Raw genomic sequence first — 14,763 nt, forward strand, 5'->3', positions numbered from 1 at the left:
GGCCAATAAAAAGAAACTAACCAAACTAGAAGCGGTGATGTGGAGCATAGCACTCCCAGGTTTCGCACAACTCCTTACCGGCAACTTAATCAAGGGAATATTATTTGTCGTGCTTGAGTTCCTGGTGAATGTATATAGTAATTTCAATAAGGGAATTATGCTAAGCTTTTTGGGTGAAACGGAAAGGGCTTTACAGGTAATGGATGTTCAATGGCTGATGTTTTACCCTTGTTTATATACGTTTGCAATGTGGGATGCTTACCGCAGTGTAATGCCTGATGAAGAGAAGCTGACTTTTTTGCCTTTCGTTTTCTCAGCCTACTTTGTAACAGTAGGACTGATGATTTCTCCAAAGGTAAAGATAATGGGAGTATTTCCAGGGCCGGTATTTCTGCCAATGCTCTTTGTAATTCCAGGTGTGATTTCTGGATTTTTAATCAGAAAAGTATTAATGAAATTCTATGCAGATTGATCTTTGTATCATGTTTTTAAATAGCTGCATATAATAATAAAAAGACGTACTAAACGAATCACTAATTAAGTGTAGAAATGGACTCATTCCAAATGAATAGCATCTTCCAAAGGGGAGTAGCTGTTAGGGAAACCTAAAGCAAAGTCGTCATTTCATGGATTTATTCCATCGGCTTTGTTGGCATATACATATGCTTAGCAAGACCTTTGCCGCCTGGCAGAGGTCTTTTTGTGATTTGAAATCCAAAACTTGTAGCCTTTATCAGCGGGGAGTATTGTAAATAATAAGAACCGGAGGGTGACAAAAATGGATTTAGCGATGCTGCTTGAATATGGTTGGGTATTGATTGTTCTTGTTGGGCTGGAAGGAATTCTCGCTGCAGATAATGCCGTTGTCATGGCGGTTATGGTAAAACACCTCCCAAACGATCAGCAAAAAAAAGCTTTGTTTTATGGCTTGTTTGGAGCATTTATTTTTCGATTTGCGACATTGTTCATGATTTCCTTGCTGGCTGATGTATGGCAGGTGCAGGCACTTGGCGCGCTTTATCTCCTATTCATTTCCAGCAGTCATTTAATCAGGAATTATACAAATACAGGCAAAAACGAGAAGAAAAAACAGATTAAGCCTTCGAAGTCCTCATTTTGGATGACCGTGCTAAAAGTGGAGCTGGCAGACATAGCCTTTGCGATCGATTCGATGCTTGCGGCTGTTGCTCTTGCTGTTACGCTGACACCTAGTGGCTGGTTTAGGATCGGCGGCATTGATGGCGGACAATTTATTGTCATGTTCCTGGGAGGCATAATTGGACTTGTTATTATGAGGTTTGCCGCAAACTGGTTTGTCAAGCTATTAAAAGAACGACCAACGCTTGAAACAGCTGCCTTTTTGATTGTCGGCTGGGTTGGAGTAAAACTAGCAGTCTTCACGCTTGCCCATCCAGAAATCGGGGTAATTGACCGCCATTTTCCTGAATCGTTTATCTGGAAATTAATATTCTGGATTGTTTTAATTTCGATTGCTATAGGGGGATATATTTTTTCTGCCCGAAAACTCCAAATACAGCATGATTCATGAAGATTTTTAATGCGAAAGCAGTCGTAAAACCCACATTTAACAACGAAAAAGAAAGACTTCAGTCAGAAATTGACTGAAGTTTTTTTATTTTTTTTTCACAAACCCCCATAAACACCCCCAGTGCAAACGTAACCATTTAGTGATTAAAGCGGCCGCTTCCAAAAAATTATGAGGTGAACAGAGAATGAAGAAACTTTCCAACCAAGAGATGAAGAAAATTGCAAAAAGTACATTGGCTCTAGTGCTTGCCGGTACATTTACATTTTCACCGATTGCTATGGCAGAAGAAAATACAACAGAGTACGAAACAGTTGATTTACAAACTGTTAGCCCAGAGGAAATTGAAGATGCAAAAACTCAAGTTGATGAGCTTGCAGAAACGAATCCATCTTTAATTCCTGGAGATTTCTTCTACTTTGCAAAAATAGCATTGGAAAAAATCAGGCTTGCTTTCACTTTTGATAAGGCCGAGGAAGCAGAATTGCTTGCTACATACGCAGCAGAACGCTTAGCTGAAGCTAGCGAACTGTTTGCAGCGGGAAAAGAAGACGAAGCACTTGAGGTAATCGAGACAGCTGTCGATTACATGGAAAATTCACAGGTCATCGTTGATGAAGAGAAATCAAACGATGAAACAGAAAAAGAAGAAGATGTAAAAACAGAAGAAGGAACAGTTTCAGATGATGTGACTGAGTCTGAAAATGAAACTGATTCGGAAGCAGAAGTAGAAGATGAAAATAAACAAGAAGCACCTGCTGACGATGTAGTTGCCGAAGATCCAAGCGATGATGCAGATGCAGAAACGGAAGAAGCAGAAGACGTCACAGCTGAAAATCCATATGAAGAAATTGAAAGCATCCTAAGGCAAAATATTATCGCTTTGAAAGCAGCAATGGAGCATGTAGGTAATGACAAAGCAAAAGCTGCCCTTCAAAAGAATATCGACAAAACTTACGCGAAAATGGCTAAGAAGCTTGCTAAATTAGAAGAAAAATATGCTGAAAAGCCTGAAGAAGAAGAAAAGGAAACAACTGAACCAGTAGTAGTTGAACCAGTTGTAACTGATCTTGAGCCAGCCGATCAAGTTGAAGAGCAGACAGAAGAACCTGCAAATGAAACTATGCCTGCAGATGATGACATTGTAGTTGCTCCTGTTATTGCCCCTGCAAAATCGGTAAAGGAACAGGAAAAACAGCAGAAAAAAGCTGAAAAAGCTGCTCAGAAGCAAGAACGCAAGGCTGTTCATCAAGAACGCAAGGCTGTTCATCAAGAACGCAAAGCTGCAAAGAAAGAAGAAAAACATCAGGCAAAGCAAGAACGTTCTCATAAAAAGGAAGAACATAAGCAGCAAAAAGGTCATGAAGACAAGGGTAAAGGTCATCAGAATGGCGAAAGCAAAGGTAATGGAAAACACTAAATAAAGTTTGAACAATAGACTCGAAAAGATAGCCATTGTCAGGCTATCTTTTCACTGCCTAACCACAATAGAGAATTGACATGATATGATATAATGTGGTGAGAAAAGAGGTGAGGCTATTGCTAAGTTTATTGTTCATGGCAAAGAAACGGCGCAGACCACTGGAAGAGACAGTGGAAAAAATCCATCAGGGGGATGCAGCTTTAAGGGATGAATTGATTGATTCTTATAAGCCTTTTATTGCAAAGACCGTTTCAGCTGTCTGCAAGAGATACATACATGAATCAGACGATGAATTTAGCATTGGCCTCATCGCCTTTAATGAGGCAATCCAAAAATATTCATCTGAAAAAGGTAATTCATTATTAAGCTTTGCCGAAGTAATGATCAAGCGGAGAGTGATTGATTATATCCGCCAGCAGAGCAGAAACCAGAGCTTTAGTTTTAATATTTCAAATGATCCTTCTGAGGAAGAGCAGCAGCGCTCAACAATTGAAGATGAGCTTTCTCTTGATGACTTCAGGAAAAAGACAGAACAAGAACTGAGGCGTGAGGAAATCATACAATTCCAAAGTATACTGAAGGAATTTGATCTTTCTTTTCAGGACCTGCTCAATCAATCGCCGAAGCATGCGGATGCGCGTAAGAATGCCATGCTCGTTGCTCAAGCGATGGTTGAAAACGAGGAATTAAAGAATTTGCTTCTGGATAAAAAGCGCTTGCCAATCAAGCATTTAGAAGAGATGGTTGATGTCAGCCGAAAGACTATAGAGAGAAACAGAAAATACATCATTGCCATCGCACTGATTTTAATTGGGGATTATATTTATTTAAAGGATTATATTAAAGGGGTGTTAGAGACATGAGAAAAGGAGTTATCCTTGAAATCAATGATCTTTACCTAACATTGTTGACCCCCGAAGGTGAGTTTTTACAAGCCCGAAAGCTTCAACAAGATTATCAGGTAGGAGAAGAAATTCATTTTTTTCCAGAAATGTCCACAGATAAAAGAAAGAAATTCAATCTTTCATTCTTAAATAGTTTTAAAGCAAGAACAATTGCGCTTACTGCAGCATTGATGATGGTTATGACCGCATTCCTTCCGGTTTATCAAAGTGGGCAGGTATACGCGTATATGTCCATTGATGTAAATCCGAGTATCGAATTAGCTGTAAGCGATGAACTAAAAGTACTGCGATTAACAGGTTACAATCCCGAAGGCAAAGAAATCATTGAAGAACTTGATGGCTGGAAAAAGAAAGATGCAGCCAAGGTAGCTGAAATGATTCTTGATAAAATCGAAGACAAAGGATTTTTCAATCAAAAGCATGACATTGTGATAGCCACCGTCCATAACGGTAAGGTTAATAAGGCAGTTGACCGGAAATTGCAAGAGAAAATTTCTGAAATAAAAAAGGCCACACAAGAAGAAAATCTTGATCTTAAGGTTATGCAGGGCACAAATGAAGATCGTAAGAATGCCAAAAAGCAAGGGCTGACAACAGGAGTTTATAAAGAAAAGCAGATTGAAAAAGCTAAACCAGTTTCGATGCCTGCTAAACAGCAGCAAAAGACTAAACCAGAAGCTGCTAAGAAAAAGCCTGTTACCCCATTGAAACCGCAGCCGAAACCAGAACAAAAGGATACATTGCAACCGAAGAAACAGGAGGCACCTGGGCAAATAAAGAAGACGTCTGAGCCGTCAAAGACTAACCACGGAAAGTCAACTGATAGAATTAAAGGACAGGATCAGAAGGATCATCGAAAAAGCAATAATGAAAATACTAACAAAAGCCAAGGCGATAATCATAATCGAGGCAAAGGCGAAAAGTATGGCAACGGCAGCCATATGGACAATGGAAGAACAGAAACGAGAAAAAAAACAACAATATTAAACAAGAGCAAAATGAGAAATCTCACGGCCAACAAGGCCGTCATAAAGGTCAACATAATGGTCATAACAATAAAAAATAAAAACTTTAAAAGTCCGGAATTAACTTCCGGACTTTTTTCCATTTTTATATTCAATTGTTATTGTTGGTTTTTACCTGAAAGCTGTGCTTGTGCCTGCTGTACCAAACGCTTAGTAATTTCCCCGCCTACTGATCCGTTAGCTCTTGATACAGTATCAGAACCAAGGTTCACGCCGAATTCCTGAGCGATTTCATATTTTACCTGGTCCATGAATTGTTCTACTCCTGGAACCAGCAATTTATTTGAACTTCTTGCCATGGTTGTCAACTCCTATTTAGGTATACAGAGAGAACTCTCTGTAAATATAGTGTTATCAATTGTGCCCGGTTCATGAATGGTAAAGTTTTTTTATATTGGATATTATTTCGCGTGAATCGGAATTTTTTAGTAGCACACGATATTATAAAAGGGAACTGCAGGAAAACACTTTATTATTCAGTTGATATTCTTTATCATAGGTATGTATATGAATTAGGGTTGAAAGGAATCAATTATGTGGATTAAATTTAGAAAGAAACTGGATAAACTAACACCTGCTCAAATCATCGTCACATATTATCTGTTAGCAGTTGTCATTGCAATGAGCTTGCTAAGTCTTCCAATTGCTATACAGTCTGGGGCCAAATGGTCATTTATGGATGCGATGTTTACTGCAGCAAGTGCAGTGAGTGTGACAGGATTATCGACGATAAGTGTCCGTGATACATTCACCACTCCTGGTATTTTCATACTGATGTTTGTCCTCCAATTTGGCGGCATAGGGGTAATGGCCCTAGGTACATTTTTCTGGTTGATCCTTAGGAAGAAAATTGGCCTTAGAGAAAGAAGGCTAATTATGACGGATCAAAACCAGACAACAATGTCTGGACTAGTCAAACTGCTTAAGGAAATTCTTGTCATTATAGTCTTAATAGAGTTGATAGGCGCTTTAATATTGGGCTTGTATTTTATGAAATTCTTTCCTACATGGGAAGAAGCGTTTTTGCAGGGCTTGTTTGCATCAATAAGTGCTACTACAAATGCCGGTTTTGATATAACTGGTGCATCCCTGATCCCTTTTGCCCATGATTATTTTGTGCAAAGCATAAATATAGTTTTGTTGACACTTGGGGCGATTGGCTTTCCTGTTCTTATAGAAGTGAAAGGATTTTTATTTAGAAAGAATAAGAAGAAACCTTATCCATTTTCTCTTTTTACTAAAATCACAACCATTACGTTTTTGGGTCTTTTAGTATTCGGGACAGCGGCTATTTTTATTTTGGAAAATAATCATTTTTTTGCTGACAAATCATGGCATGCTGCTTTATTTTATTCCTTGTTCCAGTCATCGTCCACAAGGAATGGCGGGTTGGCAACAATGAATGTCAGTGATTTCTCTGATCCTACATTGCTGATCTTGAGTGTTCTGATGTTCATTGGTGCTTCCCCCAGCTCGGTTGGAGGAGGAATACGTACCACAACCTTTGCCCTTAACCTATTGTTTCTCTACCATTTCGCTCGAGGTAAGAGATCAGTGAAAATCTTCAATAGAGAACTGCATCAGGAAGATATCATTAAGTCGCTTGTTGTCACCATTATGGCAATCATTATTTGTTTTTTATCGGTAATTATATTAATGGCAACTGAGAATCAGCCAATGATGGCAATTATCTTTGAAGTATCTTCAGCATTTGGGACGACAGGACTGTCTATGGGGATTACTCCGGAGTTAACTACGGTCGGTAAGGCGATTATCATTGTCTTGATGTTCATCGGCCGGGTAGGAGTCATTTCATTTTTGTTGTTGATTGCTAAAAAGACGGATAAAGAAAGTATACATTATCCAAAAGAACGAATTATTATTGGATAAACGATTAGATCCGGGGAAATCCCCGGATCTTTTTATATGGTGAGATGATAAACTATAACCCCTTTAGTCCTGTCCCTTACTTACATCGATTGTTGGATGCATAAAAGGGAAAGCCTGAGGCTTCCGCTTCTCTTCTAGCAGTTCCCTGTTTTCAGCTGAATTCCAGCCTATATCGTTGGTAGGATGAACCCATTCGTCACCTGCCATAACAGCAGGGTCAGTTTCCTCACTCCAGTTTTCCAGAGGAGAATTTTGAGAGGCATACAGACTGTCCCCGATGATGACGCCATGTTCATTTATGAAAGGGGCCTGCATTTGAATCCCTGTATTCTTGAAGCTTGGAGCATTCACCTGGTGAGGCAATGTTTCATCAATATTCAAGGGTTTGAGGTTTGGATGATCTTTTACCATAGTAGCCCTCCTTTTTAGTCTATTTTTTGGATATAGGGAGGATTTTATTAAGAGTCACCCTTTGTAAAATTAGGCAATCAAATTCGTACATAGCTCTTAAGCAAATGAAAAAAATAGTACTATGGAGGTGGATCACATGGCTAAACGGAAAGCAGAAAGAAATGCTTTAGAAAAATATACGAACACACCTAAGAAAAATATCCAGGAATCAGAATTCAGCGCTGAATTTTCATCGGGTGAAGATGCCGGAAAATTTGCTAACAGGAATTCAAAGCAAGGCAGGAAGGGAAGAGCTTAAATGAAAAAGCATGAAGAAAGGCACCAAAAGCCTTATAATGTAGAGTTCGGCATGGAATTTGGAGATATAAATGCCAATAAGTTTTATGAACTGCCGATTGCCGGAAGAAAAGGTAATCAAAAATCTAAAAAAAGATAAATAGCGATTCTCCTGATAATATAAAAAGCCGGCGATTAAGCCGGCTTTACATTTTCTTCAGAGAATGGGAAAAAATCCGGTTTCTCTGTTTTAGCATCAAAATAAACAAGCATATATGAAGGCGACTTTACAATTTCTCCTGTTTTCAGATAGCTTTCAAGGTCGATTGAAATTTTTTCAATCAACGTATGCTTATAAAGGTCTTTTTCATTAATATTAAGTTCTGCATAACGAATTCCAAGTGTTTCAGGATGCTGGATGATTCCTCGGTATATTTCGGATTTCTGCTTCTTATCTGACTGCAATTCCCACCATGGTTTTCTAGGCTTGTATTTCATGCTGGCAAGATAGTCATACTTCATTAAGCTTTGAATCGTCTCTATATCATCAGTGCCCTTTTCCAAAAGGAAATGATATAGCCTCTTGTATAGGTCTTCAAGCTGGTGGCCAATCCTTGACCACCCATTTTGTTCCCAGTGAGAGCCAAACTCCTGGAAGAAATCAAACGGAGTAGGGAACACGTTTGTGACAAGATATTCAACTGTCATATCCATCCTATGATCATTCCAGTATTTTTCCAGTACATCTTCAACTTGTTTTATTTTTATAATGTCGTTAAAATCCAGTATATTATTTCCTAAGATCTCATATGGAGAATGATCCATATAAATATAGGCATGCTGAGCAGCCCGCAGCCTCAGTCCAGTTCCGCGCAGCATTTTCAGGAAACCAAGCTGAAGCTCCTCTGGCCTCATCGCGAATACATCATTAAAAGTCTTCTTGAAGGAGTTATAGTCTTCTTCAGGCAATCCGGCAATCAAATCAAGATGCTGATCAATCTTTCCGCCTTCCTTGACCATGGTAACTGTTCGCTTGAGCTTTTCAAAATTCTGCTTACGCATGACTAATTCATTTGTGTAGTCATTTGTCGATTGTACTCCTATTTCAAAACGGAATAAGCCAGCAGGGGCTTCCTGATTCAAGAATTCGATGACTTCAGGTCTCATAATATCTGCTGTGATTTCAAATTGGAATACGGTTCCTGGCAAATGCTCATCTATTAGGAACCTGAACATTTCCATCGCATAACTTCTGCTGATATTGAAGGTTCTGTCCACGAATTTAATCGTTTTGGCTCCGTTCGCCATTAAATAGCGAATATCATCCTTAATTTTCTCTCTGTCAAAATAGCGGACTCCCACTTCAATCGATGACAGGCAGAACTGGCAGCTGAAAGGGCAGCCGCGGCTTGTTTCAATATATGTGACCCTCTTGGAGAGATGGGGGACATCCTCTTCAAAGCGATAAGGTGATGGGAGTTCCTTTAAATCCAGCTTATTTTGCTGAGGATTTATCTGGATACTGCCATTATTTCTGAAAGCAATCCCAGGTACTTTTGAAAAGTCCTGGTCACCCTCAATTTCAGTCAGCAGCTGCTTGAATGTTTGTTCACCTTCACCGATGACAATGAAATCAAACTCCTCGACTTCCTGCATCCAATCCATCACATCATAGGTAACTTCAGGGCCGCCAACGACAATTTTAATTGAAGGATCAATTTTCTTTATCATTTTGATTACTTTAATGCTTTCTTCGATATTCCAAATATAACAGCTGAAGCCGATTACATCAGGCTTCTTTTGGATTAAATCCGTGACAATATTAATAATAGGATCCTTAATTGTATATTCGGTCAGTTTAATATCGTAATCAGGTGATGCATATGCTTTTAAGTACCTGATTGCAAGATTGGTGTGTATATATTTCGCGTTAAGCGTTGTTAAAACGATATTCATTTATAAAATCTCCTTTAGAAAAATCCAGCAGCAAATCAACTTTAAATTATATCTCAGTTTAGACAAAAAAGACAGTTGAAATCCTCTCCAGTCATTGTTTATCTCAATTTATAATGTTGATTTCCTTTCCTGCCCTTGCTTTCCGCGGGGCGACTGGTGCGCCCGTAGGATCCTGTACAGTTTTCTCTAATTTTCTTACGCTCCATGGAAAAGGGTTAGCACTTTCGGAGAAGTCGGTGCCATTTCCTCCTTTAAACAGTGGTTAAATATCATCATTAGCTTAAAACATTCCATCAGTATGAAAAAGAGCCATCTGTAATTGATGGCTCTTTCGTGAATCCTATATTAAATTACCTATAATCCTAATTGCTTAACATCTTTTTACGGTAAAATCTAACCATCGCAGCAAATCTGGCTTTTAAGCGATTAATCCTAGACGTTTTAAATTCGATTAATGGCTGTGCGATTGCGGCTGCGTACTTGCTGGATAACAATAGTGTGAGAAGCAATGCTATCATCGCCAGCAGCAGGAAACGTTCTGGGCTATGGAAAAAGTCCTGTACATGGCTCTCACGGAATGTGCGGACAAAGAACCCGTGAAGAAGATAAACATACAGCGTATTTTTTCCAAGATCCGTAAAGAAATATTCCTTTTTTGGAACGATTGTCAAAAAGCTGAACACCATCATCAAACTTAATAAATAAAAAGCTAATCGTGTGAACATGCTTGAAATCGATGCGGCTTCCATATCTGAATAAGGTTTTGATCCGAGCAGCCATTTATAATCGATTTCCGGGTTGAAGTAGAATCCAAGAAAAACAATTGCAAAAGCTAACAAAGCGCCGACTTTAAAGGGTGGTGTAGTCAGCACGCGGATATGACCCTTCGTCAGGTGGTATCCAAGCAGGAAAAGTGGGAAGAAAACAAATGTCCTTGAAAGACTTAAATAGTTGGAAATCCAATCGAAATACCCTACACCCAGTCCTAATCCAAACGCTAGCAAAAGTCCCTTTGCCGGACTTAGCCTTGAGAAGCCTATGAGCATAATGTTCCAGCAGAATAAACTAATCAGGAACCAGAGAGACCAATGCGGATTCAATGGATCTACTGTAAAAGTCGATTTGTTATAGAGAAAATAATAGAAAACCGAATAAATTAATTGAAAAATGATATATGGAAGTATCAATTTTCTGGCAATCTTTAAAACATACCCCTTTTTATTGAAGCCCCTTGCGAAAAATCCTGACACCAGGATGAATGCAGGCATATGAAATGTGTAAATGACTTTATATATATTGTAAATCATTTCATTGTCTTCAATAAAAGAGCGCAGAAGATGGCCAAATACTACGAAAAAAATCAAGATGAATTTAGCATTATCAAAGTAGTAATCTCGCTGCTTCATAAATCCTCCCTTATATGAGAGACCCCCAAAATTCACTATAACCCTTTTACCCTTTTAACCCCATATAAAAACTATGTAAATAGCTGAAATTTAAGGGGGTTATTCCTTTTATCGGAAATTAAGACCTCTGTACTACTACAAAAGTATTTCTGTTATATATAAGAAACCGTAATAAAATACGGTAAAAAGATGTGGTTTTTGGGTGTGTTCTAATAAAAAAATCAAAATGTTTGATTTATGTCACAGCTTTAAATTGATTTAGTCTTTAAAATTATAGATGGGGAATGTTGATATTTACCTTGAACAACCAAAATGGGGAGGGAGATTATGTCTATTTTACCGAAGAAGAATGAATTAGGATTTTATGAGATAAGACTTGAATCAATTGGAGGTCTCGGCGCAAACCTTGCCGGGAAGATGCTTGCAGAAGCCGGAGTACTTGGACTTGGATTAAACGGTTCCAACTTTTCTTCTTATGGTTCGGAGAAAAAAGGATCGCCAGTTAAAAGTTTTGTTCGTTTTTGTGAGCCAGAAACTGAAATCAGGGTTCATAGTCCAATAGAAGAACCACATGTTGTTGGTGTCTTCCATGAAGCACTTTATAAAATGGTTGATGTAGTTAGCGGCTTGCGCCCGGATGGCATCATGCTTGTTAATTCAACCAGGGATTTTGATAACATAAAAAAAGATCTTCACCTTGAATATGGAACATTAGCAATTGTAGATGCACTCACAATTGCAGTGGAAGAAAAAACGAAAGTAAATACTGCGATGCTCGGAGCTTTGTATCGAATTGTTGATTTCCTGGATCCGGAAGCGATGAAAGATGTTATCCGCAAAACGTTTGAGAAGAAGTATCCTCATTTCGTCGAACCAAATATCAGGACATTTGAAAGAGGCTACAATGAAGTGCAATTCAAGACGTATGCAATGGATGAAGGAGCACAAGGCAAGGAGTTTAAACGTCCATTGCCAATGCTCGGTTATGAAACACAGGAAATCGGGGGAGTACTCACTGCTCAGGCGAACAGCATCCTTAAGGATTTAAGCGGTTCTAGACAAGGATTTCTTCCAAAATTCATACAGGAGGAATGCATCAATTGTGCTGCCTGTGATACTGCATGTCCGGATTACTGCTTCGTTTGGGAAGAAGGAGAGGACAAACGCGGAAGAAAGCAAATGTTCCTTAAAGGCATCGATTATCAGTATTGCAAGGGCTGCCTGAAGTGTGTTGAAGCATGTCCAACTACGGCTTTATCTGATTTAAGAGAAATGATTGGATATGCGGATGAAAATAGAGTAAAGCATAATTATCCTTATGTGACTGGAGGGGTTTATTAATGTCCATTTTAGAAGAAAACTTGAAAACAATGGCTGCAGCTGAACAGATTACTACGTTTGAGTCAGGGAATGAAATGGCTGCGATGGCTGCAGCGCAAATCAATTATCATATCATGGGCTATTTTCCAATCACCCCTTCTACAGAAATCGCTCAATTTCTGGACCAAATGAAATCGCGTGGTGAGCATGATATCAAACTTATCCCTGCAGACGGTGAACATGGTTCCGCAGGTATTTGTTACGGAGCTGCGGCTACGGGTGCCCGTGTGTTTAATGCGACAAGTGCAAATGGCTTAATGTATATGCTTGAACAGCTGCCAGTCCAATCTGGTACTCGGTATCCGATGGTGATGAACCTGGTAACAAGGTCAATCAGCGGTCCGCTTGATATTCGCGGTGACCACTCTGACTTATATTTTGCTTTGAATACAGGCTGGGTTATTTTGACGGCCAGGACCCCGCAGGCCGTTTACGATATGAATATTATGGCGCTGAAAATCGCCGAGCATTCTGATATTCGTCTTCCGGTCATGGTCGCCTATGATGGATTTTTTACATCCCATCAAAAGCGTAAAGTAAATTATTTTAAAGAGCGGGCAGTAGTCCAAAAATTCGTCGGGGAGTGCCCTACGGAATACAATTTTGCAAGAGATCCAAAAAAACCAGTGACAATCGGTGCACATATGAATGGCGATGATTTAATCAATAACCATTTCCAGCAATCAGAAGCTATTTATAAAGCAAAAGATATATATAAAGAGGTTGCGGCCGAATACGCAAAATTATCAGGAAGAAATTATGAAATCCTCGATCTATACAAAATGGAGGATGCTGAAGTTGCGTTATTCTTATTAAATTCAGCTGCTGAATCTGCAAAGGATGTAGTCGACAATCTTCGTGAGCAGGGAATCAAGGCTGGTGTGATAAGTCCTAACATCATCCGACCATTCCCGGCACAAGAAATCAGAGAAGCGCTCAAGAATGTTAAGTCCTTGCTTGTGGGTGAGCGGGCGGATTCGTACGGCGGACATGGCCCTAACCTGACACATGAAATTAAATCTGCCATCCAGGAAGACAAAAGTAATGCAACGATCGTTCAAAGCAGAGTGTTCGGTCTTGGAGGCAAGGATTTTTACGCAGATGATGCAGAAGCTTTCTTTGCAATGGCAATTGATGCAATGGAAAAGGGATATGCCCCGAAGCCGTTTGATTACTATGGTCATATTCCTGGAGATCATGATAAAACGATGAAGCAAGTCATTGAACCTCAGCATGGTGATGTGTTTAAATCAGGTCTTATCGAGGTAACCAGGGATGATGAAAAAAATAAGCTCAATGTGAAGATACCGCCATTACGCTCACTTACTTCAAAACCGAAGCGGATTGCTTCAGGCCATGGTGCATGTCCGGGCTGCGGTATCTTCGGCGGACTTGAACTGTTCTTTAAAGGAATTGAAGGCGATCTAGTAGTCCTGTTCCAGACTGGCTGTGCCTATGTAGTGACAACTGCTTATCCGCACACTTCTCATAAGCAGACGACCATCCACAACCTATTCCAAAATGGTGCTGCGACATTATCAGGAACACTTGAAGCATTCCTCGAATTAAAGCGCAGGGGAGAAATTGAAATTTCTGCAGATGCCACCTTCGTCATGGTTACAGGTGACGGCGGCATGGACATTGGCATGGGTTCAGCAATCGGTACTGCTTTGCGCGGACACAAGCTTATCATGCTGGAGTATGATAACGAAGGCTATATGAATACAGGTTCACAGCTGAGCTACTCAACGCCGTTTGGCCATATGACAAGTACATCGAATGTCGGAAAAGCTCAACAGGGGAAGGCGTTCCATCATAAGGATACAGCTCAAATCATGGCATCAACGAACATTCCTTATGTCTTTACAGGAACAGAGGCATTTCCTCAGGACCTTGTCAAAAAGGCTGCCAAGGCACAATGGTATGCGCAAAATGTAGGAACGGTCTATGGCAAGCTGCTGATCACCTGTCCGTTAAACTGGAAATCAGAAGACCGTTATGGACAGACAATCGTGGAAGCTGCAGTCAATTCCAACTTCTTCCCGCTATATGAGGTTGAAGAGGGAATCACGAATATTACCTATGACCCAGAAGCCAAGAATAAAAAGATTCCTTTAGCAGAGTGGCTGAAATATATGGGGAAAACAAAGCATCTGCTCAAAGAGGAAAACAGTGATATGCTTGCTGAATTTGAGCAAGAAGTCGAAAAAAGATGGCAGCGCCTGAAAGCAAAGCACGAAAACGAGTACCTATAGAATCTTGGAGAAGCAGGGATAAATTCCTTGCTTCTCTTTTTTGTGTTTATGTATTTTTTTATGCCGTTTGTTTAGATTCAAAGTATACAAGGCGCTTGGTCCAAAAAAGGAAGATAGAGTCATATAGAATGTATTATTGTAATCAAATATTAAATTATAAAAAAACAGAAGTATTTTAAATTACAACATTTTTTCAATCGCCTTACAGCCACTTCTCACGGATAAATCATTGATCCTATCCCTAAAACCAAATATAGTTATTAAGTTAAAAAGCAACAAGTAAATTAAAC

General features: G+C 39.5%; 13 protein-coding genes and 1 pseudogene. 10 read left to right on the plus strand and 4 right to left on the minus strand.

All coding sequences use genetic code 11. The features are described from left to right. The first annotated feature begins 37 nt into the window (after window positions 1–37). The 5 genes and pseudogenes from AABM38_RS07480 to AABM38_RS07500 all read left to right on the plus strand — a co-directional run. Window positions 38–472, plus strand: coding sequence for a hypothetical protein (locus AABM38_RS07480; RefSeq protein WP_423410688.1), 435 nt, complete (start codon window positions 38–40; stop codon window positions 470–472). Window positions 473–778: 306 nt separating this feature from the next. Continuing rightward, window positions 779–1,549 carry a TerC family protein gene (locus AABM38_RS07485; RefSeq protein WP_423409827.1) on the plus strand — a complete coding sequence of 257 codons (771 nt, stop codon included), beginning with the start codon at window positions 779–781 and terminating at the stop codon, window positions 1,547–1,549. 184 nt (window positions 1,550–1,733) lie between these two features. Further along, the gene (locus AABM38_RS07490; protein WP_423409828.1) at window positions 1,734–2,966 is read left to right on the plus strand and encodes a DUF5667 domain-containing protein; all 1,233 of its coding nucleotides are present in this window, start codon (window positions 1,734–1,736) and stop codon (window positions 2,964–2,966) included. Between the two features lie 119 nt (window positions 2,967–3,085). Beyond that, a complete protein-coding gene (gene sigI / locus AABM38_RS07495; protein ID WP_423409829.1) occupies window positions 3,086–3,832 on the plus strand; it encodes an RNA polymerase sigma factor SigI in 747 nt (248 codons plus the stop codon). Beyond that, a pseudogene (locus tag AABM38_RS07500) lies at window positions 3,829–4,431 on the plus strand (anti-sigma factor domain-containing protein); the annotation flags it as partial. The gene sigI and the pseudogene AABM38_RS07500, both read left to right, overlap by 4 nt. 566 nt (window positions 4,432–4,997) lie before the next feature. On the opposite strand, the gene AABM38_RS07505 reads toward AABM38_RS07500, so the two are convergent. Next, complete coding sequence (locus AABM38_RS07505; RefSeq protein ID WP_335378923.1) at window positions 4,998–5,198, minus strand: alpha/beta-type small acid-soluble spore protein; 201 nt, start codon at window positions 5,196–5,198, stop codon at window positions 4,998–5,000. A gap of 235 nt (window positions 5,199–5,433) precedes the next feature. Here AABM38_RS07505 and AABM38_RS07510 point away from each other — a divergent pair, with 235 nt between their 5' ends. After that, complete coding sequence (locus AABM38_RS07510; RefSeq protein WP_423409830.1) at window positions 5,434–6,789, plus strand: TrkH family potassium uptake protein; 1,356 nt, start codon at window positions 5,434–5,436, stop codon at window positions 6,787–6,789. Window positions 6,790–6,852: 63 nt separating this feature from the next. On the opposite strand, the gene AABM38_RS07515 is transcribed toward AABM38_RS07510, so the two are convergent. After that, the gene (locus tag AABM38_RS07515; protein ID WP_423409831.1) at window positions 6,853–7,200 is read right to left on the minus strand and encodes a DUF3905 domain-containing protein; all 348 of its coding nucleotides are present in this window, start codon (window positions 7,198–7,200) and stop codon (window positions 6,853–6,855) included. 136 nt (window positions 7,201–7,336) lie between these two features. Between AABM38_RS07515 and AABM38_RS07520 the strand changes: the two genes are divergently transcribed. Together AABM38_RS07520 and AABM38_RS07525 are read left to right on the plus strand one after the other, a co-directional pair. Beyond that, window positions 7,337–7,498 carry a hypothetical protein gene (locus tag AABM38_RS07520; protein ID WP_335378926.1) on the plus strand — a complete coding sequence of 54 codons (162 nt, stop codon included), beginning with the start codon at window positions 7,337–7,339 and terminating at the stop codon, window positions 7,496–7,498. Beyond that, window positions 7,499–7,636 carry a hypothetical protein gene (locus tag AABM38_RS07525; RefSeq protein ID WP_423409832.1) on the plus strand — a complete coding sequence of 46 codons (138 nt, stop codon included), beginning with the start codon at window positions 7,499–7,501 and terminating at the stop codon, window positions 7,634–7,636. Between the two features lie 35 nt (window positions 7,637–7,671). Here AABM38_RS07525 and AABM38_RS07530 read toward each other — a convergent pair whose 3' ends face one another. Then, on the minus strand, window positions 7,672–9,432 hold the full coding sequence (locus AABM38_RS07530; RefSeq protein ID WP_423409833.1) for a B12-binding domain-containing radical SAM protein: 1,761 nt from the start codon (window positions 9,430–9,432) through the stop codon (window positions 7,672–7,674). Window positions 9,433–9,794: 362 nt separating this feature from the next. Further along, window positions 9,795–10,838, minus strand: coding sequence for an acyltransferase family protein (locus AABM38_RS07535; RefSeq protein WP_423409834.1), 1,044 nt, complete (start codon window positions 10,836–10,838; stop codon window positions 9,795–9,797). Window positions 10,839–11,165: 327 nt separating this feature from the next. Here AABM38_RS07535 and AABM38_RS07540 point away from each other — a divergent pair, with 327 nt between their 5' ends. Together AABM38_RS07540 and AABM38_RS07545 are read left to right on the plus strand one after the other, a co-directional pair. After that, window positions 11,166–12,179, plus strand: a complete 1,014-nt coding sequence (locus tag AABM38_RS07540; protein ID WP_423409835.1) for a 2-oxoacid:acceptor oxidoreductase family protein — start codon at window positions 11,166–11,168, stop codon at window positions 12,177–12,179. Further along, window positions 12,179–14,473, plus strand: a complete 2,295-nt coding sequence (locus tag AABM38_RS07545; RefSeq protein ID WP_423409836.1) for a thiamine pyrophosphate-dependent enzyme — start codon at window positions 12,179–12,181, stop codon at window positions 14,471–14,473. The genes AABM38_RS07540 and AABM38_RS07545 overlap by 1 nt, the downstream gene beginning before the upstream one ends. Window positions 14,474–14,763 lie beyond the last annotated feature (290 nt).

Origin of the sequence: Heyndrickxia sp. MSNUG (assembly GCF_049532715.1) — a bacterium.
Lineage (GTDB): Bacteria > Bacillota > Bacilli > Bacillales > Cytobacillaceae > Mesobacillus.

Bases quoted from the DNA above. Each gene is read 5' to 3' on its own strand.
- AABM38_RS07480 (WP_423410688.1), top strand. From the start codon at position 38: ATGTGGAGCATAGCACTCCCAGGTTTCGCACAACTCCTTACCGGCAAC.
- AABM38_RS07485 (WP_423409827.1), top strand. From the start codon at position 779: ATGGATTTAGCGATGCTGCTTGAATATGGTTGGGTATTGATTGTTCTT.
- AABM38_RS07490 (WP_423409828.1), top strand. From the start codon at position 1,734: ATGAAGAAACTTTCCAACCAAGAGATGAAGAAAATTGCAAAAAGTACA.
- AABM38_RS07505 (WP_335378923.1), bottom strand. From the start codon at position 5,198: ATGGCAAGAAGTTCAAATAAATTGCTGGTTCCAGGAGTAGAACAATTC.
- AABM38_RS07510 (WP_423409830.1), top strand. From the start codon at position 5,434: ATGTGGATTAAATTTAGAAAGAAACTGGATAAACTAACACCTGCTCAA.
- AABM38_RS07515 (WP_423409831.1), bottom strand. From the start codon at position 7,200: ATGGTAAAAGATCATCCAAACCTCAAACCCTTGAATATTGATGAAACA.
- AABM38_RS07520 (WP_335378926.1), top strand. From the start codon at position 7,337: ATGGCTAAACGGAAAGCAGAAAGAAATGCTTTAGAAAAATATACGAAC.
- AABM38_RS07525 (WP_423409832.1), top strand. From the start codon at position 7,499: ATGAAAAAGCATGAAGAAAGGCACCAAAAGCCTTATAATGTAGAGTTC.
- AABM38_RS07530 (WP_423409833.1), bottom strand. From the start codon at position 9,432: ATGAATATCGTTTTAACAACGCTTAACGCGAAATATATACACACCAAT.
- AABM38_RS07535 (WP_423409834.1), bottom strand. From the start codon at position 10,838: ATGAAGCAGCGAGATTACTACTTTGATAATGCTAAATTCATCTTGATT.
- AABM38_RS07540 (WP_423409835.1), top strand. From the start codon at position 11,166: ATGTCTATTTTACCGAAGAAGAATGAATTAGGATTTTATGAGATAAGA.
- AABM38_RS07545 (WP_423409836.1), top strand. From the start codon at position 12,179: ATGTCCATTTTAGAAGAAAACTTGAAAACAATGGCTGCAGCTGAACAG.